22 protein-coding genes are annotated in these 18,492 nt (G+C 32.5%); 8 read left to right on the top strand and 14 right to left on the bottom strand.

Annotated elements, in window-relative coordinates; all coding sequences use genetic code 11:
- Positions 1-142 precede the first annotated feature (142 nt).
- Genes JC605_RS10310 through JC605_RS10290 form a run of 5 tightly spaced genes read left to right on the top strand, consistent with a single transcriptional unit; the run spans position 143 to position 4,087 of the window.
- A complete protein-coding gene (locus JC605_RS10310; protein WP_198856090.1) occupies positions 143-904 on the top strand; it encodes a hypothetical protein in 762 nt (253 codons plus the stop codon).
- Complete coding sequence (locus JC605_RS10305; protein WP_198856089.1) at positions 894-2,285, top strand: RtcB family protein; 1,392 nt, start codon at positions 894-896, stop codon at positions 2,283-2,285. The genes JC605_RS10310 and JC605_RS10305 overlap by 11 nt, the downstream gene beginning before the upstream one ends.
- 17 nt (positions 2,286-2,302) lie before the next feature.
- Complete coding sequence (locus JC605_RS10300; protein ID WP_198856088.1) at positions 2,303-2,908, top strand: hypothetical protein; 606 nt, start codon at positions 2,303-2,305, stop codon at positions 2,906-2,908.
- Positions 2,896-3,585 carry a peptide chain release factor H gene (gene prfH / locus JC605_RS10295; RefSeq protein ID WP_198856087.1) on the top strand — a complete coding sequence of 230 codons (690 nt, stop codon included), beginning with the start codon at positions 2,896-2,898 and terminating at the stop codon, positions 3,583-3,585. The genes JC605_RS10300 and prfH overlap by 13 nt, the downstream gene beginning before the upstream one ends.
- Entirely contained in the window at positions 3,572-4,087 is a 516-nt protein-coding gene (locus JC605_RS10290) for a hypothetical protein (RefSeq protein ID WP_198856086.1), read from the top strand. The genes prfH and JC605_RS10290 overlap by 14 nt, the downstream gene beginning before the upstream one ends.
- Before the next feature lie 193 nt (positions 4,088-4,280).
- Here the strand turns inward: JC605_RS10290 and JC605_RS10285 are convergent, their stop codons facing one another.
- From JC605_RS10285 to JC605_RS10250, 8 genes are all read right to left on the bottom strand, one after another.
- Positions 4,281-5,027 (bottom strand): acyl-[acyl-carrier-protein] thioesterase, encoded by a 747-nt coding sequence (locus JC605_RS10285; RefSeq protein WP_198856085.1) that lies wholly within the window; start codon positions 5,025-5,027, stop codon positions 4,281-4,283.
- Positions 5,028-5,042: 15 nt separating this feature from the next.
- Positions 5,043-5,972: a tRNA (adenosine(37)-N6)-dimethylallyltransferase MiaA gene (miaA, locus tag JC605_RS10280; protein ID WP_198856084.1), complete on the bottom strand. Its 930-nt coding sequence runs from the start codon at positions 5,970-5,972 to the stop codon at positions 5,043-5,045.
- A gap of 151 nt (positions 5,973-6,123) precedes the next feature.
- Positions 6,124-6,963, bottom strand: a complete 840-nt coding sequence (locus JC605_RS10275) for an ion transporter (RefSeq protein WP_198856083.1) — start codon at positions 6,961-6,963, stop codon at positions 6,124-6,126.
- 30 nt (positions 6,964-6,993) lie between these two features.
- Positions 6,994-8,355: an exonuclease domain-containing protein gene (locus JC605_RS10270; protein ID WP_198856082.1), complete on the bottom strand. Its 1,362-nt coding sequence runs from the start codon at positions 8,353-8,355 to the stop codon at positions 6,994-6,996.
- A 52-nt stretch (positions 8,356-8,407) separates the two neighbouring features.
- Positions 8,408-9,061, bottom strand: coding sequence for a YggS family pyridoxal phosphate-dependent enzyme (locus JC605_RS10265; protein WP_198856081.1), 654 nt, complete (start codon positions 9,059-9,061; stop codon positions 8,408-8,410).
- A 12-nt stretch (positions 9,062-9,073) separates the two neighbouring features.
- Positions 9,074-9,967 carry a 3-hydroxyacyl-CoA dehydrogenase family protein gene (locus JC605_RS10260; RefSeq protein WP_198856080.1) on the bottom strand — a complete coding sequence of 298 codons (894 nt, stop codon included), beginning with the start codon at positions 9,965-9,967 and terminating at the stop codon, positions 9,074-9,076.
- A gap of 92 nt (positions 9,968-10,059) precedes the next feature.
- Positions 10,060-11,025 carry a Gfo/Idh/MocA family protein gene (locus JC605_RS10255; RefSeq protein ID WP_095927680.1) on the bottom strand — a complete coding sequence of 322 codons (966 nt, stop codon included), beginning with the start codon at positions 11,023-11,025 and terminating at the stop codon, positions 10,060-10,062.
- A gap of 133 nt (positions 11,026-11,158) precedes the next feature.
- Positions 11,159-12,148, bottom strand: a complete 990-nt coding sequence (locus JC605_RS10250; protein WP_198856079.1) for an RDD family protein — start codon at positions 12,146-12,148, stop codon at positions 11,159-11,161.
- Positions 12,149-12,268: 120 nt separating this feature from the next.
- Here JC605_RS10250 and JC605_RS10245 point away from each other — a divergent pair, with 120 nt between their 5' ends.
- Positions 12,269-12,910 carry a protein-L-isoaspartate(D-aspartate) O-methyltransferase gene (locus JC605_RS10245; protein WP_177209989.1) on the top strand — a complete coding sequence of 214 codons (642 nt, stop codon included), beginning with the start codon at positions 12,269-12,271 and terminating at the stop codon, positions 12,908-12,910.
- A gap of 29 nt (positions 12,911-12,939) precedes the next feature.
- Here JC605_RS10245 and JC605_RS10240 read toward each other — a convergent pair whose 3' ends face one another.
- The 3 genes from JC605_RS10240 to smpB all read right to left on the bottom strand — a co-directional run bounded on the left by JC605_RS10240 (position 12,940) and on the right by smpB (position 15,250).
- Positions 12,940-13,989, bottom strand: a complete 1,050-nt coding sequence (locus JC605_RS10240) for a Fic family protein (RefSeq protein ID WP_198856078.1) — start codon at positions 13,987-13,989, stop codon at positions 12,940-12,942.
- Positions 13,990-14,075: 86 nt separating this feature from the next.
- Positions 14,076-14,714: a hypothetical protein gene (locus tag JC605_RS10235; protein ID WP_198856077.1), complete on the bottom strand. Its 639-nt coding sequence runs from the start codon at positions 14,712-14,714 to the stop codon at positions 14,076-14,078.
- Between the two features lie 80 nt (positions 14,715-14,794).
- Positions 14,795-15,250, bottom strand: coding sequence for an SsrA-binding protein SmpB (gene smpB / locus JC605_RS10230; protein WP_095927676.1), 456 nt, complete (start codon positions 15,248-15,250; stop codon positions 14,795-14,797).
- A gap of 142 nt (positions 15,251-15,392) precedes the next feature.
- Here smpB and JC605_RS10225 point away from each other — a divergent pair, with 142 nt between their 5' ends.
- Together JC605_RS10225 and JC605_RS10220 are read left to right on the top strand one after the other, a co-directional pair.
- The gene (locus tag JC605_RS10225; RefSeq protein WP_198856076.1) at positions 15,393-16,049 is read left to right on the top strand and encodes an outer membrane beta-barrel protein; all 657 of its coding nucleotides are present in this window, start codon (positions 15,393-15,395) and stop codon (positions 16,047-16,049) included.
- 109 nt (positions 16,050-16,158) lie between these two features.
- A complete protein-coding gene (locus JC605_RS10220) occupies positions 16,159-16,383 on the top strand; it encodes a VF530 family DNA-binding protein (RefSeq protein WP_198856075.1) in 225 nt (74 codons plus the stop codon).
- 3 nt (positions 16,384-16,386) lie between these two features.
- Here JC605_RS10220 and JC605_RS10215 read toward each other — a convergent pair whose 3' ends face one another.
- The 3 genes from JC605_RS10215 to JC605_RS10205 all read right to left on the bottom strand — a co-directional run bounded on the left by JC605_RS10215 (position 16,387) and on the right by JC605_RS10205 (position 18,457).
- Positions 16,387-16,941 (bottom strand): DUF3575 domain-containing protein, encoded by a 555-nt coding sequence (locus JC605_RS10215; RefSeq protein WP_198856074.1) that lies wholly within the window; start codon positions 16,939-16,941, stop codon positions 16,387-16,389.
- Positions 16,942-17,048: 107 nt separating this feature from the next.
- On the bottom strand, positions 17,049-17,597 hold the full coding sequence (locus JC605_RS10210) for a GNAT family N-acetyltransferase (RefSeq protein WP_198856073.1): 549 nt from the start codon (positions 17,595-17,597) through the stop codon (positions 17,049-17,051).
- Positions 17,598-17,605: 8 nt separating this feature from the next.
- A complete protein-coding gene (locus JC605_RS10205) occupies positions 17,606-18,457 on the bottom strand; it encodes an aldose 1-epimerase family protein (protein ID WP_198856072.1) in 852 nt (283 codons plus the stop codon).
- Between the last annotated feature and the right edge of the window lie 35 nt (positions 18,458-18,492).

The raw sequence follows: 18,492 nt of genomic DNA, 5'->3' as shown, positions 1-18,492 counted from the left end.
AAAAGCCCGAAGACAATAAGTTTCGGGCTTTTTTTTATTCTAGACTCTTCAAAATTTTCCCGAAAATCGATTTTTAGAATTTATCCATCAGGATAAATGGTTTAGCCTTTTTGGCTGTTAATTTAATGTACGATAATTTTTTATGGAAAATTATGCGGTAGACGAGTATGCTTTATGCGCCCGTTTTAAAAGCAAAAGAAAAAAGAAAAGATTAGTAAAAGAAGATTTTGAAAAACAATTAATTCAATTAAGAAAGCTTGAAATTGAACTTTGGAAAAAGCAAAAAGACTTACCATTGGTTCCTTTAGAAATTCCTTATCAAAAAGGCTGGCAACGTAATTTTAAATTAAGAGATGATATTGCCAGATCGAGTGATGCTTCATTTTACAGAGAATTATTGGAAAAAATAAATACATGGCAGTTTTCTCCCGAAAAATCTTTTAAACGAAAGAAAAAGAAAAAAAGAAGAAATGTTTATGTTGAAAAATTCCAAACAGTAAAAGAATTTTCGGAATGGGAATGGAAAAGTTCAAAATTAGAATTGACCGAAAAAGAAAAAGCTCATTTTTATAAAAGGGAAAGATGGTGCAGCAATTGCAAACGATACAAAATTCATTATGTATTTAATGAACCTTGGCGATATGTTCTTCGAGTTAGCCCTTATATGATAACGCATACAAAAATGGTCGATTCAGATTTAGAAAGCCAAATTCAGCTTATTGATAATTATATTGTTAATTACGATCTGAGAGATAAAATAAACAGATTAATACACGGCAGTTCTCGTAAATGGAGTTACTATGAAAAAGAAAATCCAAAAGAGATAAGTCCAATTAAAAATAAAAGTCTGCATGCATTGTATCAGAAATATGCAGATGATATGATAGAAAATCATGGGAAATAAATTATCTGGAAAAGACCTGATTAAATTAGGTTTTCCAAAGAACAATTCAATAAACATTGCCTTAGGGCAGATAAACAGATATAGAAAAAGAGAAAAAAAAGAATCTATTCTAACGGAAGCGAAAGATGTATTGTTAAATCCTGAAAAATATGAAGGAAACGGAACATGGGGCAAAGTTGCCGAAGGTTTGATAAAACCTGTTCAAGTAAGAATGCATCAGCTTAAAACAACGAGATCGCCTTTTACCATTTTTGGAGAGAATGAAATCGATCAGCAAGCAAAATTTCAATTATACGATTCATTGAAATTACCAGTTTCGGTTGCAGGAGCTTTAATGCCAGATGCACATTCTGGTTATGGACTGCCAATTGGTGGCGTATTAGCAACTAATAATGCAATTATTCCATATGGAGTTGGAGTTGATATTGGATGTAGAATGAGCCTTTCAATTTTTGATTTACCAGCGTCTCATTTCAAAGGCAGAGAGCATCAATTAGAAGCTATTCTAAAAGACAATACAAAATTCGGAATGTATGAAACGCATGCTTCAAGAGTCGATCATGAGGTTTTTTATAAAAGCGAATTTCAAGATATTCCTTTGTTAAAGAATCTTTTGCCAAAAGCTTACAAGCAATTGGGAAGTTCGGGTGGAGGAAATCATTTTGTAGAATTCGGAATTGCAAAAATTGATAATCCAGAAAACGAATGGAGGCTTGAAAAAGGAGAATATTTTGCTGTGTTGTCACACAGTGGTTCTCGCGGCTTGGGTGCTAACATTGCAAAACATTATACATATTTAGCAACAAAACAATGTCCGTTGCCAAAGAATGTGCAGCATTTAGCTTGGTTAGATTTGAATACGCACGATGGTCAGGAATATTGGTTGGCAATGAATTTAGCTGGAGAATATGCAAAAGCTTGTCATGATGATATTCATAGAAGAATTGCCAAAGCGATTGGAAAAAGAGTAGTAGTAACTATTGAAAACCATCACAATTTTGCATGGAAAGAGATTGTAAACGGTCAGGAGTGCATTGTGCATAGAAAAGGAGCAACACCTGCGGGTGAAGGACAATTGGGAATTATTCCGGGTTCAATGACAGCGCCAGGTTTTATTGTAAAAGGCAAAGGAAATGCAGAAAGTTTAAACTCAGCTTCACATGGTGCTGGACGTTTGTTTTCGAGAGCAAAATGCAAAAGCAGTTTTACGCAAAGTCAGATTAATAAAGAGTTGAAGAAACATGCTGTGACTTTGATTGGCGGTAATATTGACGAAGCTCCAATGGCTTACAATGACATCGAAAAAGTAATGGCAAACCAAACAGATTTAGTTGAAGTTTTAGGAACATTTACGCCTAGAATTGTTAGAATGGATCGCTAAAAAAAAAAGTAAAGATCATGGAGAGGTTTCAAGATGAAAATAAATGGCTAGGACATTTTGCAAATGAGATTTTTGTGAAATGTCCAAAATGTGAATCTAAAGGAATTGTGAAAAAAGTTTCTAAAAATTGTGAATGCGGTAAATGCACTACAATGACTTTTGTATGTAAATCCTGCTTTTGTACGATATACGAACCAGTTTATCAATACAAAGCAGTAGGAAAGCATTATTGTGGTAAATGTTTTCAAAAATTTGATTATGAATCTCAGGTTTTCAAAGAAATACCTGAAAAATATAAGGTTAAATGCCCGTATTGCAGTTTTTACGAAGAAATAAAACCAGCGATTTTGAGAATTAGAAGAGAACTGCAAAAAGATGGTTTAGTAAGGGAGCCTTGGCATAATTTACAGCTTTGGTTTCAAAAAGAAGTTGATGACAATGTTTTTTGGGCATACAATCTTGATCATATTAATTATCTGGAAAGATATATTCAAGCTGGTTTAAGAGAACGTAATTCAGAAGCAAATTACACTTCAAGTTTAGTGGCTCGTTTGCCGCAATTTGTTAAGGCAGCAAAAAACAGAGAAAAGCTGCTTAAAATTTTAAAGAAATGGAAAGAATAATTCAAATAACAGCGGGTCGCGGACCTGCAGAATGCACTTGGGTTGTTGCCCAAGTGCTTAAAAAAGTTTTAGAAGAAGCGCAGGATCAAAATTTAGAAACTGTTTTGCTTCAGCGAGAGGCGGGCAGTGAAAATGGAACTGTAGAAACGGCATCGATTGCCGTAAGAGGAAAAAATGCAGATCAGTTTGTGAATTCCTGGATAGGAACAATTCAATGGATTGGCCAAAGTCAGTTTAGGAAAATGCATAAACGCAAAAACTGGTTTATCGGCATTTTTGAAATTGAACAACAGAAAAATAATTTGTTTTCTGAAAATGATATTCAGTATCAAGCCATGAGGAGCTCTGGAGCAGGAGGACAGCATGTAAATAAAGTGAGTTCTGCAATTAGAGCGACTCATATTCCAACAGGAATTGCCGTCGTGTCAATGGACAGCCGATCGCAACATCAGAATAAAAAATTGGCAACAGAACGATTAATTAAAAAATTAGAAGACGAGAAATGGCTCCAACTAAAAAATCACGTAGGAAAACAATGGGAAAACCAGCTGAATGTACAACGTGGAAATCCTGTTAGGGTTTTTACTGGAAGTGATTTTAAAAAGAATAAAGTAGAGAAAAGTTACAAAGGAACTCGTCAGAAACTAAAAAACGATTTACGAAATGAAAACAATTGATAAATACCTATTTCAAGCTTTGGATAATTATCCTTATTCGCTTGAAGAAACCATAGAATCTTTAGATTATGCTTTTTCTTATGATTCAAAAAACACAATGGTTTTGTGTTTATACGGAAGAATTCAGGCAGAGCAACTTATGAATTACGAGGAAGCAAAATCGTATTTTCAGGAAGCTTTAGCTATTAATATTCATGCTCTTGAAGTTTATCCGTATTATTTGCAAACGTTGATTGTGAATGGAGATTATGAAGAAGCTCAAAAATTAATTGACTTTGCTTTGACAATTAAGGGAATAAATAAAGCGATGATTTTTGTAAAGAAAGCTGTTTTATTGGAAGTGCAACATAAATTCAAAGATGCTTTAAAAGAAATTAAACAGGCAAAATTATATTCTATTCAACATGATTATGATTCTGGAATTAGTGAAGTAGAAAAACGAATTAAAGATAAAATTGATTTGTTGGAAAAGAAGAAAAAATCTAAAAAGAAATCAAAATGATTTTAAACAAAAAACGATGCAATTTTGCATCGTTTTTTGTTTTCAAGTGATAAATACACAAAGTTTGTCATTTCGACGAAGGAGAAATCTTCGCAAGTAACTCCATAAAGATTGGATTCTCGATGCGGAGCTACTCGTGGAGATTTCTCCTTCGTCGAAATGACAAGATTGTGGGAATAGATAGAAGAGAATTTTATTTCCAGTGTAATTCTAATGCAAAACAATTTTTATCGCCTTTTGTAATGCTGAATGTTGTTGCTGAATGATCTTCGTTGTCATTTTCATGAATAATAACTTGATCGTTTAGAGAAAGTTCTTTTAGGAAATTCATTTCGAAGCTTTTAACTTCTTGTTTTAGAATTCTTTTGGCATCGACATGATCTAGGCACCATTCTAAATATTTTACATTATTAGCATGATTTACAATATCTAAATCAGATAAATAAACTGTTTTTTCGAAAACCGATTCTTTTTCGGGATTAATGTTGATTCGCGAAAATCCTTCAACAGTAGCTCTGTTATCTGGGTAAAGTTCGAAATGTTCAAAAGGTAAAGCCAAAGCTTCTGGACGACGTGCTTTGGTGTTGAAAACAGCCCAATAGGTTTCGCTTCCAACAATTTTTTTTCCGTTTACATACATCTCAAGTGCACGAACAGAACGTGAATTTTCAAGGCTATTAATCCAAGTTTTTACAGTGACAATATCTTGCCATTTTGGTAAAGCGGTTATTTCTACACGCATGCGACTCAAAACCCACGCCTGATCAAATTCCTGCATATCTGTAAAACTGATTCCGCCTACTTCTGAATGAGCAGCGGCGGTAAGCTGTAAAAGATTGCATAAATCAGTATATTTTAAGTAGCCGTTTGGCGTACATTGTGTAAAATTAATTTCCCAGTCTTTACTTAAAACTGATGTGAAATTTGGAGATATTGGCATTGCTAATTTTAGATTTTAGATTGATGATTTTAGATTTTCTTCGATGTAATGAATAATCTCATTTCTATCGGTCGAATAATCAAACCATTTGGTATTTTCATTTCGTTTAAACCACGTTAATTGTCTTTTCGAAAATCTGCGGGTGTTCTTTTTTATTTCTTCAATTGCGAATGGCAGAGTGAATTCTCCGTCAAAATAACTAAATAATTCTCTATAACCGACCGTTTGTAAAGCATTTAACTCTTTGTTAGGATAAAGCGTTTCTGCTTCTTTAAGCAAACCTTCATTCATCATGATGTCAACACGCTGGTTAATTCGGCTGTAAATTACTTCTCTATCTGCATCTAAACCAATTAAAATAGGAGTGAAGTTTCGGTTGTTTTTCTTCAAATTTAAAAATGAAGAATATGGTTTTTGCGATCCAATGCAAACTTCCACAAAACGCATCATCCTCTGTGGATTTTGTAAGGTCTGCGGATTTTCGATTGTTATTTTCTGATAGTAATCTGGATCGAGATTTTGTAATTGTTCCTGAAGATATTCAATTCCGAGTTTTTCGTAGTTTAAATTTACTACTGTACGTATTTCTGGATCGATTTCTGGAAATTTGTCAAAACCTTTTAAAACGGCATCTACATATAAACCTGATCCGCCAATTAAAATTGCAAAATCATTATTTTGATATAATTCTTCTAGTTTTAAAAGTGCCTCTTTTTCGTAATCGCCAACGGTGTAATTTTCGAAAATCGATTTGTTTTGAATGAAATGATGCTTGGCAGCCTTTAATTCTTCCTGATTTGGAACGGCAGTTCCGATCGTCATTTCTTTAAAAAACTGGCGGCTGTCACACGAAACAATTTCGCATTTAAAATGTTGTGCCAAGGCGATGCTTAGGGCTGTTTTCCCGATAGCTGTTGGTCCGACGATTGTTATTAGGTATTTCATATTTTTTAGCCAGAAGGTAATGAAAACCTCAGACTTATATTTGTTAGTTTTTAGGGAATAAAAGAGCGACCAACGGAAGCTATTTTTACGACTTTAAAAAACAACAAAGATAAGGAGGAGTTGTAATGTACAGCTAGATTAGCTTGATAAATTAATTACTAGGCAATGTTTTTCCGCATTGATAACAATATTTTGCATTATCAAAATGTAGTTGGGCATTGCATTGCGAGCAGGTTCTTTTGCCATTTACGGAGTTGTTTCGGAAACTTGCTTTGGCAAATTCTGCTGTTACAATACCTGTAGGAACTGCTATAATTCCGTAACCCATAATCATAACAAGTGATGCGAGAAATTGCCCAAGCGGTGTTATTGGCGAAATATCTCCATAACCCACTGTAGTAAGTGTTACAATTGACCAATAAATGCTAACTGGAATACTGGTAAAACCACTTTCTTTGCCTTCGACAACGTACATTAATGCACCTATAATAATGGCGCTGATGATTACGAAATATATAAAAACGAGTATTTTTTCTTTGCTGGCTTGTAATGCTTCTTTTAACTGGTAAGATTGATGCGAAATTTGCGGAATATGCAGAATTTTGAATAATCTGAAAAAACGCAGTATACGGACAATTGTCAAAACATTTGTTGCAGGAAAAAAGATTGACAAATACATTGGTAGAATCGCCATCAAATCTATAATTCCGTAAAAGCTAAAAACATATTTTATAGGTTTTTGTATAGCAATAATCCTTAAAATATACTCTATGGTAAAGAAAACGGTAATAATCCATTCGCAGATAAGGAGTTGGTGATGGTATTTATGATTAATGCCTTCTACCGTATCGAGCATTACCAATAATACGCTTAATAATATGAGTCCTAAGAGAACCAAATCGAACATTCTGCCCAAAATGGTATTTGTTCCGTAGAGAATGATTTTGATTTTTTCTCTAAAAATCTCGTATTTTGATTTGTATTTTGTCATATATCACTAAGATACGTAAAGTTTATCGTCTTAAAAATGCATGATTTTTAATGACTTGCTTTTGCGAATGTAGCTCTGAATAATGTGTTTTACGTCACGATTATGCTGCATTGGGATTAGAATGTTTTTAAGAATATCAATATTTGTGATTTGATAGTTCAAATCGTAATAAGCATAACCTTGGTATATTCCATTTTCTATCAAAATAGCACTTCTTTCGTTTACATTTCGCCCCCTGTCGATTATGATCATGCTTTTATTTTCGAAACTGTTTTCTGAAATAAACTGCTGTACTCTTAAATTGTAGACTTCGGGCGTCACTTCGCCAATACAAGCCCCGTCACACTCTTTTATTTTATATTGAAAACACTCTTTTTTGGTTTGGTATAAACCTGTCAATTTCTGGCATAAATGATATTTTGCCGTAAATTTAAAAAGGGCATTTTTACCTTCTTGCAAAGAGGCAAAAGATGTAATTTCTTTTTTACGTCCGTCTGCTTTTTCAAGTTTTAGGTTTATATATCCGTTTGCATCTTTTTCTGCATATAAGGCGAAAGGAAAAACAGTTTTCTTTTGCGAACGATTGTATTTCGGACGATTTATTTTTACTTCCTGGCTTTCTTTTAAAAGCGCAACTAGCTCGCTTCCGGTTTCGTCATAAGTTATGGTGAAGACTTCTGCCTGAATTTTTTTGCTTTTAGTTGTAACTCCTGTAAAGTGCTGATTGACTCTCTTTTTGATATTTTGGCTTTTGCCGATATAAATCAAAGTACCACTTTCATTATAAATATAATAAACCCCAGTTTTGGTTGGCATCTGATTTAATATGTCTAAAAATTTAGGAGAAATCCCTTTTTCGACTTCGAGTTTTATAAAATCTTTTACGATTGTTTTCTCTGTGTCTTTTTCTAAAAGCATTTTGAACAGCTTTGTTGTTGCCATAGCATCTCCGCTCGCACGATGTCTATCTGCCATTGGAATTCCAAGAGCACGCACCAATTTGCCTAAACTGTAAGAAGGCTGTTCTGGAATTAGTTTTTTAGCTAATTCTACTGTGCAAAGTGTTTTAGCCTCGAAATCGTAGCCTAAACGACGGAATTCAGTACGAAGGATTCTGTAGTCAAAAGAAGCATTGTGAGCCACAATTACGCAATCTGAAGTAATTTCAATAATACGTTTGGCAACTTCATAGAACTTTGGCGCCGACTGTAACATAGCGTTATTAATTCCAGTCAGTTTTACTACAAACGGCTGAATCGGAATTTCGGGATTAACAAGACTGATGAATTGGTCTACTACTTCATGTCCATCAAATTTATAGATGGCGATTTCAGTAATTCCCTCTTCATTAAATTGTCCTCCAGTGGTCTCTATGTCAAGTATTGCGTACAAATTAATTGCTCAGTCTCAGTTTTAGTAATCAGTTAAAATCTATGATTTATGTTTAGCGTCCGCCAAAAATGCTGCTTCCAATTCTTACCATTGTGCTTCCGCATTCTATGGCTAATTGATAATCTCCAGACATCCCCATTGAAATTGTTTTTAAATCAACAATCTGCAGTTTTTGGATGGAATCAAAAATAGATTTTAAATGTGTGAATTCTTTTTTTATTTGGTTTTGGTCTTCGGTGAAAGTGGCCATTCCCATTAAACCTAAGATACGAATATTTTTCAACTCTTTGAACTCTGAAGAAGTTAAAAGTTCATTTAATTCATTTTCGTCCAAGCCAAACTTAGATTCTTCTTCTGCAATATAAATTTGAAGAAGACAATCTATAATTCTATTGTTTTTTAAAGCTTGTTTATTTATTTCTTGTAATAATTTCAAACTGTCAACACCATGAATTAAAGTGACATACGGTGCCATAAACTTGACTTTATTTGACTGAACATGACCTATCATATGCCATTGAATATCTTTTGGCATTTGTTCCCATTTTTCAGTCATTTCCTGAATTTTGTTTTCTCCAAATATGCGTTGTCCAGCTTCGTAAGCCTGCATCAAGTCAGAAACAGGTTTTGTTTTTGAAACGGCAACTAGAGTTACGTGATCAGGTAATGTTGCTTTAATTGTATTTAAATTCGATTGAATCGACATGATATTTCTTTTTTATGAAAGAATAAACTGCTTAGAGATTTTCTCTGCTTTTTTACTTTCGCTATAATCGTAAAAACCTTCTCCAGATTTAACTCCAAGTTTACCAGCTCTTACCATATTTACTAAAAGTGGGCAAGGAGCATATTTTGGGTTTTTAAATCCATCGTACATTACATTTAAAATTGCGAGACAAACGTCAAGACCAATAAAATCAGCTAACTGAAGTGGCCCCATAGGGTGTCCCATTCCTAATTTCATTACCGTATCGATTTCATAAACTCCAGCCACTTTATTGTATAACGTTTCGATTGCTTCGTTTAGCATAGGCATTAAAATTCTGTTTGCTACAAAACCTGGATAATCATTAACTTCAACAGGAACTTTACCTAATTTTTCAGATAAAGTCATGATGATTTTAGTTACTTCATCGCTTGTATTATATCCGCGGATGATTTCAACCAATTTCATAATCGGCACCGGATTCATGAAATGCATTCCGATGACACGTTCTGGATGCGCTACAACAGCTCCAATTTGTGTAATTGAAATTGAAGAAGTATTGGTAGCTAAGATTGTATTGTGTGAGCAATATTCGTTTAATTGTTTGAAGATGTTTAGTTTTAATTCAACATTTTCAGTTGCAGCTTCAACTACTAAATCAACACCAACAACACCGTCTTTTATATCTGTATAAGTAATAATATTGGTGATTGTTTTAGCAACATCTTCTTGCGTAATTGTTCCTTTAGAAAGCATACGATCTAAGTTAGCAGCAATAGTTGCCATTCCTTTATCTAATGATTTTTCAGAAACATCGATTAATTTTACAGTAAATCCGCTTTGCGCAAAAGTATGCGCAATTCCGTTACCCATTGTACCTGCTCCAATTACAGCTATTGTTTTCATATTACTTTTGATATTATATTTTACGATTTAGCCACGAATTCACAATGTTATCGTGAATTTCGTGGCTAATTTTATTTTTAAAATTCTTTAAATTATTTGTCGAAACAGTCAATAATTTGATACGCCACTCGCAATGCATCTGTCGCTTGCTCCAATGTTACAACTGGTGTAGTATCTGTATTGATTGCATTTGCAAAAGATTCTAATTCGTCCAGAATTGCATTGTTTTGTTCTACATCTGGATTAGTGAAATAAATTTGTTTTTTAACGCCTTCAGCATTTTGAAGAATCATATCAAAATCTCCAGGAACTTCTGGCGCATCTTTCATACGAACTACTTCGCATTTCTTTTCTAAAAAGTCAACAGAAATGTAAGCATCTTTTTGAAAGAAACGTGATTTGCGCATGTTTTTTAATGAAATTCTACTGGCAGTTAAATTTGCAACGCATCCATTTTCGAATTCGATTCTAGCGTTGGCAATATCTGGAGTATCGCTAATTACAGAAACTCCACTTGCATGAATGTCTTTTACTTTTGAATTAACTACACTTAAAATTGCATCTATATCATGAATCATTAAATCTAAAACAACAGGAACATCTGTACCACGTGGGTTAAATTCGGCCAAACGATGCGTTTCTATAAACATCGGATTTTCGATCATGTTTTTTGTAGCAATAAAAGCGGGATTAAAACGCTCTACGTGACCAACTTGTCCTTTTACATTGTATTCTTTTGCTAAAGCAATAATTTCTTCAGCTTCTTCTACAGTATTGGCAATTGGTTTTTCAATAAAGATATGTTTTCCAGATTTGATCGCAACCTTTGCACATTTGTAATGCGAAAGTGTTGGAGTAACAATATCAATCACGTCGACAGCGTGAATAAGTTTTGCAATTGTGCTGAAGTTTTTATAGCCAAACTCTTTTGAGATTCTTTCGGCATTTTCTTGATTTTCGTCGTAAAATCCAACTAATTCGTATTTGTCAGATTGTTGTAATAAGCGTAAATGTATTTTACCAAGATGACCAGCACCTAAAACTCCTACTTTTAACATGAGAATGTATTTTAAACAAAAATATAATTTATTTGTTGAACGTGAAAATGTATGTAGTAAAGATTTAGCGAGATCTCAATTTAAAGTCAATATTTTGAGTTTTAATTTAGATTTGCTAAAGACAAAAAAAGTATTAATATCTATTAAAATAATAGTATATTAACATGATGCAGAAGCTGATTCCTAAAACTAATAAATAGCGTTTTTCAATATGTGCGTCTGTTTTTTTGTTTACAACATAAGTGTCTGAGTAATCATCATGTAGGTTTTTACCCATTAGAAAAGAAAAACTTTCGAAAGGAATAAATCGACATAGTGTCCTTTTTAAAATCATTGAAAAATCTGGCTGATTTCCATTTTCATCTGTAATATAACATCCAGTTAAAAATTTTGCAGGCGTTGATTTAAATAGAGATTCATAAACTAGGTAGTATATAAATTTGATTATGTATATATATAGTAAAATAGAGAACTCTGTTCCAAAAGCGGTATGTAATTTTTCGTAAAAGGTTGTTAGGGTAGTACTTCTTTCTGAAAATTCAAAATAACCATAAGTAATGCTAAGTATTAATATTGTATCAATGATTAAATTTAGGAAACGTTTGTAATTTGACGAATTTTCTAAAGTAATATCATCTGTAATTTCGGTGGCGCTAATAGTTTCATTTAGAGGTTTTTTAATAATATAATAGGATATAAAAATTATTATAATGGTAATTACTATGCCGACTACTTTATAAAGTAAATATGGAGAAGTTTTATTCGTATCTACTAAAGCAAAAAACGATAAACCTACAAGCCCATTAATGATTGCTATACTATAATTAAAACTCAATAACCTTGTTTCTTTATATTTTGAAATATAATATATTATGGAACCTGAAAGAAGAGTGAGGTAAAAAAATAGGTTTAAAAGCGGTAAAATTATTCCGCTTGTTGAATTATCGCTTCGACGTTCTGTTTCCAAATAAGTATTAAGTCCGGAAAAATAATGAGGTTTTAAGCTCAAAATAATTCCTGTAAAGTCATTAAGGTATTCGATTTTAAAAAACACAAGAAAAAAAGTAGATAAAATTCCAATTAGGGAAAAAAAGAAAGATAAAACGAGTAAAGCTTTTTTCATAAAAGATTAGATTTCATTTTAGGTTAGTGCATAAATCAAAAATAGAAATTAAATCATAAAAAAGTAGTTGACTTTTGATAATTTGTTTTCTTATTTTTGCGAAAATAAAACCTACTCATTTTGAAAGATACTGCCAAACATCAAGGACTTCGTAATCAATTAGTAACTACTTTAGAGCAAAAAGGAATTACTGATAAAGCAGTGCTTGATGCGATAAAAAAAATCCCGAGACACCTTTTTTTGAATTCAAGTTTTGAAGATTATGCTTATCAAGATAAGGCTTTTCCTATTGGAGCGGGTCAAACTATCTCACAGCCGTATACGGTTGCTTTTCAATCACAGCTATTAGAAGTAAAAAGAGATCACAAAGTTTTAGAAATTGGTACTGGTTCTGGTTACCAAACGGCTGTTTTGTTTATGCTTGGCGCTAAAGTTTATACAGTTGAAAGGCAAAGCGAATTATTTAAGACAACATCGAATCTTTTTCCAAAATTAAATATTCGTCCAAAGCACGTTACTTTTGGAGATGGATATAAAGGGCTTCCAAATTTTGCTCCGTTTGACAGTATTATAGTTACGGCGGGTGCACCATTTATTCCTCAGCCGTTAATGGCTCAATTAAAAATAGGAGGAAGACTTGTTATTCCGCTTGGAGAAGATGTTCAGATTATGACCTTATTAATCAGGAAAAATGAAACTCAATTCGAAAAACATGAATTTGGAGAATTTAGATTTGTTCCTTTATTAGAAGATAAAAATTAATAAGAAGCCCGTTTTTAAACGGGCTTTTTCTATTGAGTAAGAATTGAAATGTATCTTTCTAGGCTTTCTTTTTCTCTTTGAGCAATAAAGAGAAAGAAGTCTTCCTTGTCTTTTTTAGTTTGCGCTATTTCTAAGGCTTGATAATACTGCATTCGATTTTCATAATCTCCTTTAATGTTGGCTATCGGATAACCTTTTTGCATTAGAATTAAATTCATTATTAATCTCGAAGTTCGGCCATTTCCATCAATAAAAGGATGGATAGTAATTAAACGTTCATGCATTTCGGCAGCAAGGATAACAGGATGCAATTTATTTTTATTGATTTCGTACCAAATAAAGTATTCCTCCATTTCTTGAGGAACCATTAACGCTTGGGGAGGCATATGAGTACTTCCTTGTATCATGACCTGAACTTTTCTGTAACGTCCAGCGCCTTCTGGGATAATTCCTCGAAGTATTAAATTATGAATAGACAAAAGATCACGCTCATTTAACGAATTGCTTTTACTCATTAATTCTTTTATAAAACCAATAGCTTCTTGATGATTAATGGCTTCCAAATGTTCCCGCATACTTTTTCCAGAAATTGTCAAACCTTCATTGATAACCATATCGGTTTCACGAAGAGTCATTGTATTTCCTTCAATTCTATTACTTTCAAAAGTATATTCTAATTCGAGAGCTTGTTTAATTTTAAAACTGTCAAATTGGCGAAAAGAGTCTAGTTTTTCTTTTAAAAAATCAATTTCTTTTAGGATTTTCTCTAACGAAGTAGATAATTTAAGATTCGAAACCGTTTTATTGTATTTGATTTCATCTTCTGCGACTTTTAATGCTTTCAAAGCAAGATCATCATCACCAATTTCATAAAGAATCTTTTCTTTAAGCCACGCAATCATTAAAGTTTCGTAATCAATTTCTAGTAGCTGGGAAAGTTTGATTATCTGATCTTTGGTGGGTTTTCGAGTGCCAGATTCAAATTTGCTGATCAAGGCCTGATCAATACCGGCAAGCTGTGCTAACTCGCGAGTTTTTAATCCTTTTTGTTCTCTAGCATTTTTTAAAAGCGATTTCATTTAATGAAAAATTTAGTCTTGACAAAAATAGTCAATTTTTTAAATAAAAAAAAAGCAGTATTTTAGAATACTGCTTTTTTGATATTTTATTTTGGAGGAAGTGAGCCGTCTTTTCGCATTTCTTTTACAACTACTTGCATTATGGCGTCAACGGTTTGTCCCAAATCGGTAACATATTGAGATTCTGTTGTTCCTGTCCAGATTAGCTTGTTTTGTTTTAATGAAAATACATTGGTTTCTACCATATAAGATGTAGTTTCTTGATAATATCCAGGATCGTAGAAATTAGGCGAGTACATTCCGTACCAATTCCCAAATCCATAACCATACATTCCTGTGTACATTCCGTCAAATCCACCATAATACATTCCAGTGTAAGTGCCAGGAACATAATTAACTTCTTTTTCTTTGCTGACTAATCGCATACTGATTACGCCATCAAAACCTTCATCTTGTAAAACCTTTAGTTTCTGTTCTTGTGATAATTGAGAAGTTGCATCTAAGTATTGATAAGAAGTCTTAAATATTGGATTGCTTGCTGCAATTCTATTTTCTGTAATTCGTCTCGAAGCTTCGTCCTTGACCAAAGCTACAACCAAAACTTTCTTGAAATGTTCCTGAGTAATGGTTACATCAGGATCTCTCCAGCTGTTTACAATAGAAGTATTACTGCCACAACTTGAAAATGCCAAAATAGCGAAAAACAAAACGAAGTACTTTTTCATATTTTACAGTTAAATTATTTTGTAATAAAAATAACGATAAAATATTGTAAAAAGGTCATTATAAGGAAATTAATTTTCTTTTAGTTATAAGCTTTTTTAATACGGTCTAAGTCTCGCTTAGTATCTTGCTCTTTTAGAGATTCACGCTTGTCGTAGTTCTTCTTTCCTTTGCAAAGGCCAATTTGCAATTTGGCTAACCCTTTTTCATTTGTAAATAATTTCAAAGGAATAATAGTTAATCCTTTTGCTTGTACGCTTTTATGAAGTGTTTTTAATTCTTTTTTATTTAAAAGTAATTTTCTTTCGCTTCTCGATTTATGATTGAATTGATTTCCAAAAGAATATTCTTCAATATATGTATTAATAGCAAAAAGTTCCATCCCGCTAAATTCGCAGAAGCTTTCGGTAATATTTGCTTTTCCTAGACGTATAGATTTAATTTCTGTTCCTGCCAAAACAATTCCAGCAGTATAAGTATCGATTATTTCGTAATCGAATCGGGCTCTTTTGTTAAGTATATTGACTGACTTTATCATGATTGCAAATGTAAGACAAAATTGAAAAAAATGTGGCAGTTAAATATAATTAAAGTTTTTTTTTAATCTATGATTTAAATCAGTCTTGAGCAAAAAGCTTACCCATAAGTTTGTCCTGTAATTAAAAAAAAAACGAAATAAAATGAAAAAAATTGTAACATTAGTGAGTATGGTGTTAATTGGTTTAACTGCTAAAGCTCAAGATTCGTCTCAAGGGTTAAAAGGGGCTTGGTTTGCTACTTCTCAGTTTGGTTACCAGCAAACTAAAAGTGGAGATGTTAAAGGGACAAGTATATCTGTATTGCCAATAGTTGGTACATTTGTTACCCCATCTGTTGCAGTTGGAGCTGGAATTGGTTTTATTAATATTAAATCTGATGGATATGAAAATAATAGTCCAGATGTTAAAACACTAGCCAAGACAGATTTATTTGTTTTTCAGCCTTTAGTTAGAAAATATTGGAATGTAGCTGGTTCGTTGTATTTCTTCGGACAGGCAGCAATACCGGTTATTACGGGTAAAGAAAAGGAAAGTGACTTAAAGGTAAATCAAATTGGTGTATCTGTATCAGGAGGTTTTGATTATTTTGTTACTAAGAATTTCTCTGTTGAGTTTTCTTATGATTTAGCAAACTTTACTTCTACAACTTTAAAACCAGAGAATGGAGAGAAAACAACGGTCACAAATTTTGGATTAGCTCATGTAGCTAATGTTGACTCTTACTACAATACAGCATTAGGTGGAAGTAATCCAAACTTGACATCTCCAATTTCTGTAGGATTTAAATTCATATTCTAATTTATTCTTTATTTGATTAACGTAAAATTCTATTTTAGTAATTTTGCAAAAAAAGAAGACCGTACTGAAAAGTACGGTCTTTTGATATTATTTAAAAAAAAGTATAAAAATGCAAAACCAATCTAAAGATCCATTACACGGAATTACACTTCAAAAAATTGTCGAAACTCTAGTAGATTATTATGGTTTTGATACTTTAGGAGAATTAATTCCTGTTAAATGCTTTACCTTAAATCCGAGTGTGAAATCAAGTCTTACTTTTTTAAGAAAAACAGATTGGGCTCGTAAAAAAGTAGAAGAACTTTACATTAAAACACTTCCTAAATTAAGCTGAGTTTTATAATTTGTAAGAAATCATTACACCTCCGCGGTACGGAAGCCACTCTCCACTTTTATTCCAATGAGGTGCTTTTTCGTATCTTCCTGGAGTTCCGTCGTTATAGTATCCTTTATAAAATCCTTGGTGCCATCCACCGCCAACAAAAAAGTCAAGTAAAAATTTATCACTTAGTTTTAAATTGTAACCAACTGTAGCTCCAATTCTATAACCGAAACCATCTTCGTACTTATTAGTGTCCCAATAATCCCATTTTTGTAATTTGTATTTATCGGCTCCAATATGTGCTCCAACATAAAAACCATTATATTTTTCTTTAAAATGATAACGGATTTCTGGGGTAATAGTAACAAATTTCATTGGGTTGTTTCCGTTGAATGATTCCCAGAAAGAAGCCATTACATCGGCGCTAAAAGTGGTTTTTTCTCCAATACTAGTTTCTATACCAATATTTGGAATTGCAAGTAATGCAGTAGCTCCGTTAAATTTTACAAATGTTTGACTTTGTAATTGAATGCTGACTAAAAGAACAAGTAGGGCAGGTATTTTTTTCATAAAGTTTTTGGAATTCAAATAGCTATTGTAGCTAATTTTCGAGCGCAAATATAACGTATAATGCTTGAGTACAATTGTATTAAGATTATTTTAACAAGAATAAAATTCTACTTTTCTAGTAATGAATAGATTACCTTGTCAAGAAATTTTCCTTCCCAAAATTCTGACTCTTTTAAATGAGCTTCTTTAACAAAACCACATTTTTGTAAGACCTTTTCAGATGCATAATTTTCTGGATCAATAACAGCTTCTATTGAGTGGAGTTTTAGATTTTCAAATCCATATTTTATAAGTTGATTAACGGCTTCCGGTATAATTCCTTTTCCATGATGATCTGGTGAAAGCATATAACCTATTTCAGCTCGGTAATTTTCGGGTTGTATTCTGTAATAACCAATAATTCCTAATAATTTAGGATCGTTTTTAAGTCTGATTCCCCAATTTATTCCAATATTGCTTTCGATTTTTTCATTAATCATCTGGATGTGTTCCAAGGCATCTTCGTGGTTTTTTACTAAAGGTCTCGGAATATATTTCATGGTTTCAGGATTAGAACGCAGTTCAAAAACTTCTTTTACATCTTTGTCGGTAATTCTATCTAGAATTATACGCTCAGTTTCTATTATTGGAAATGGCGTAAAGTTAAAATCTAACATTTTGTTTATTATAATATGGTAATACTAAATTTTGCACTGAAATCTTTATTTGTATTCAATGTCAAAATTCCTTCTTTTTCGTATAAATCGCCTGTATTTTCCTCGGTATCAGAATAGCCTAACCAAGGTTCAATACAGATAAACGGTGCATTTTCTTTTGTCCAGATTCCTAAGCTTGGAAAATCTTTATAATCAACTTTTACATAAGGTTTTGAATTATTCAAAATAGTTAGCGATTTTGATTCTAAAGTTTTAAATATCAAAGCATCATTTTTAAATAGCTCATAATTTAAAGCAACTAAATTGTTTTTTGGTTCTAAAACTTTAGTTTTAGATGAAATCAAATCGTTTTCAAGAAGATAGTATTTTAAGTTTTCTTCTTTTTCGAATTGAAAAGCATAATCTTCAAAATTGTTTGGAAGTGCAATTGCAGGATGTGCACCAATCGAAAAAGGCATTTTTTCTTTGCTGCAATTGATTACTTTGTATTCTAGTTCTAATGCGCTTTCCTTTAGTGTGTAAATAAGCTGTAATTCAAATTCAAAAGGATATTTTTCTAATGTTTCTTCGGAAGATTTAAGAGAGAAAATTGCCTTGTTTTCAGTTTTTTCAATTAAAGAAAATTCCATATCTCTTGCAAAGCCATGACGAGGCAAATGATATTCTTTTCCGTTGATTTTGTAAGTATTGTTTTTTAAAGTTCCCACAATTGGAAAAAGAACAGGGGAGTGTTTGCCCCAAAAATCTGGATTGCCTTCCCAGATATATTCATTGTCTTGTTTGTCCTTTATAGAGAATAATTCCGCTCCAGCATGATTGATCGAAGCTTTTAATATTGAATTTGAAATAGTTGTAGTCACAATGTTGAATATAAAATGAATGATTTTTCTAGAGA

It is taken from the genome of Flavobacterium sp. IB48 (assembly GCF_016405855.1).
In the GTDB taxonomy this organism is placed as follows: Bacteria; Bacteroidota; Bacteroidia; order Flavobacteriales; family Flavobacteriaceae; genus Flavobacterium; species Flavobacterium ginsengisoli.
This window is presented reverse-complemented; position numbering and strand designations above follow the sequence as displayed.

Excerpts from the sequence above, each read along its gene's own strand:
- JC605_RS10310 (WP_198856090.1), top strand. The coding sequence starts at position 143 with ATGGAAAATTATGCGGTAGACGAGTATGCTTTATGCGCCCGTTTTAAA.
- JC605_RS10305 (WP_198856089.1), top strand. The coding sequence starts at position 894 with ATGGGAAATAAATTATCTGGAAAAGACCTGATTAAATTAGGTTTTCCA.
- JC605_RS10300 (WP_198856088.1), top strand. The coding sequence starts at position 2,303 with ATGGAGAGGTTTCAAGATGAAAATAAATGGCTAGGACATTTTGCAAAT.
- prfH (WP_198856087.1), top strand. The coding sequence starts at position 2,896 with ATGGAAAGAATAATTCAAATAACAGCGGGTCGCGGACCTGCAGAATGC.
- JC605_RS10290 (WP_198856086.1), top strand. The coding sequence starts at position 3,572 with ATGAAAACAATTGATAAATACCTATTTCAAGCTTTGGATAATTATCCT.
- JC605_RS10285 (WP_198856085.1), bottom strand. The coding sequence starts at position 5,027 with ATGCCAATATCTCCAAATTTCACATCAGTTTTAAGTAAAGACTGGGAA.
- miaA (WP_198856084.1), bottom strand. The coding sequence starts at position 5,972 with ATGAAATACCTAATAACAATCGTCGGACCAACAGCTATCGGGAAAACA.
- JC605_RS10275 (WP_198856083.1), bottom strand. The coding sequence starts at position 6,963 with ATGACAAAATACAAATCAAAATACGAGATTTTTAGAGAAAAAATCAAA.
- JC605_RS10265 (WP_198856081.1), bottom strand. The coding sequence starts at position 9,061 with ATGTCGATTCAATCGAATTTAAATACAATTAAAGCAACATTACCTGAT.
- JC605_RS10260 (WP_198856080.1), bottom strand. The coding sequence starts at position 9,967 with ATGAAAACAATAGCTGTAATTGGAGCAGGTACAATGGGTAACGGAATT.
- JC605_RS10255 (WP_095927680.1), bottom strand. The coding sequence starts at position 11,025 with ATGTTAAAAGTAGGAGTTTTAGGTGCTGGTCATCTTGGTAAAATACAT.
- JC605_RS10250 (WP_198856079.1), bottom strand. The coding sequence starts at position 12,148 with ATGAAAAAAGCTTTACTCGTTTTATCTTTCTTTTTTTCCCTAATTGGA.
- JC605_RS10240 (WP_198856078.1), bottom strand. The coding sequence starts at position 13,989 with ATGAAATCGCTTTTAAAAAATGCTAGAGAACAAAAAGGATTAAAAACT.
- JC605_RS10235 (WP_198856077.1), bottom strand. The coding sequence starts at position 14,714 with ATGAAAAAGTACTTCGTTTTGTTTTTCGCTATTTTGGCATTTTCAAGT.
- smpB (WP_095927676.1), bottom strand. The coding sequence starts at position 15,250 with ATGATAAAGTCAGTCAATATACTTAACAAAAGAGCCCGATTCGATTAC.
- JC605_RS10225 (WP_198856076.1), top strand. The coding sequence starts at position 15,393 with ATGAAAAAAATTGTAACATTAGTGAGTATGGTGTTAATTGGTTTAACT.
- JC605_RS10220 (WP_198856075.1), top strand. The coding sequence starts at position 16,159 with ATGCAAAACCAATCTAAAGATCCATTACACGGAATTACACTTCAAAAA.
- JC605_RS10215 (WP_198856074.1), bottom strand. The coding sequence starts at position 16,941 with ATGAAAAAAATACCTGCCCTACTTGTTCTTTTAGTCAGCATTCAATTA.
- JC605_RS10210 (WP_198856073.1), bottom strand. The coding sequence starts at position 17,597 with ATGTTAGATTTTAACTTTACGCCATTTCCAATAATAGAAACTGAGCGT.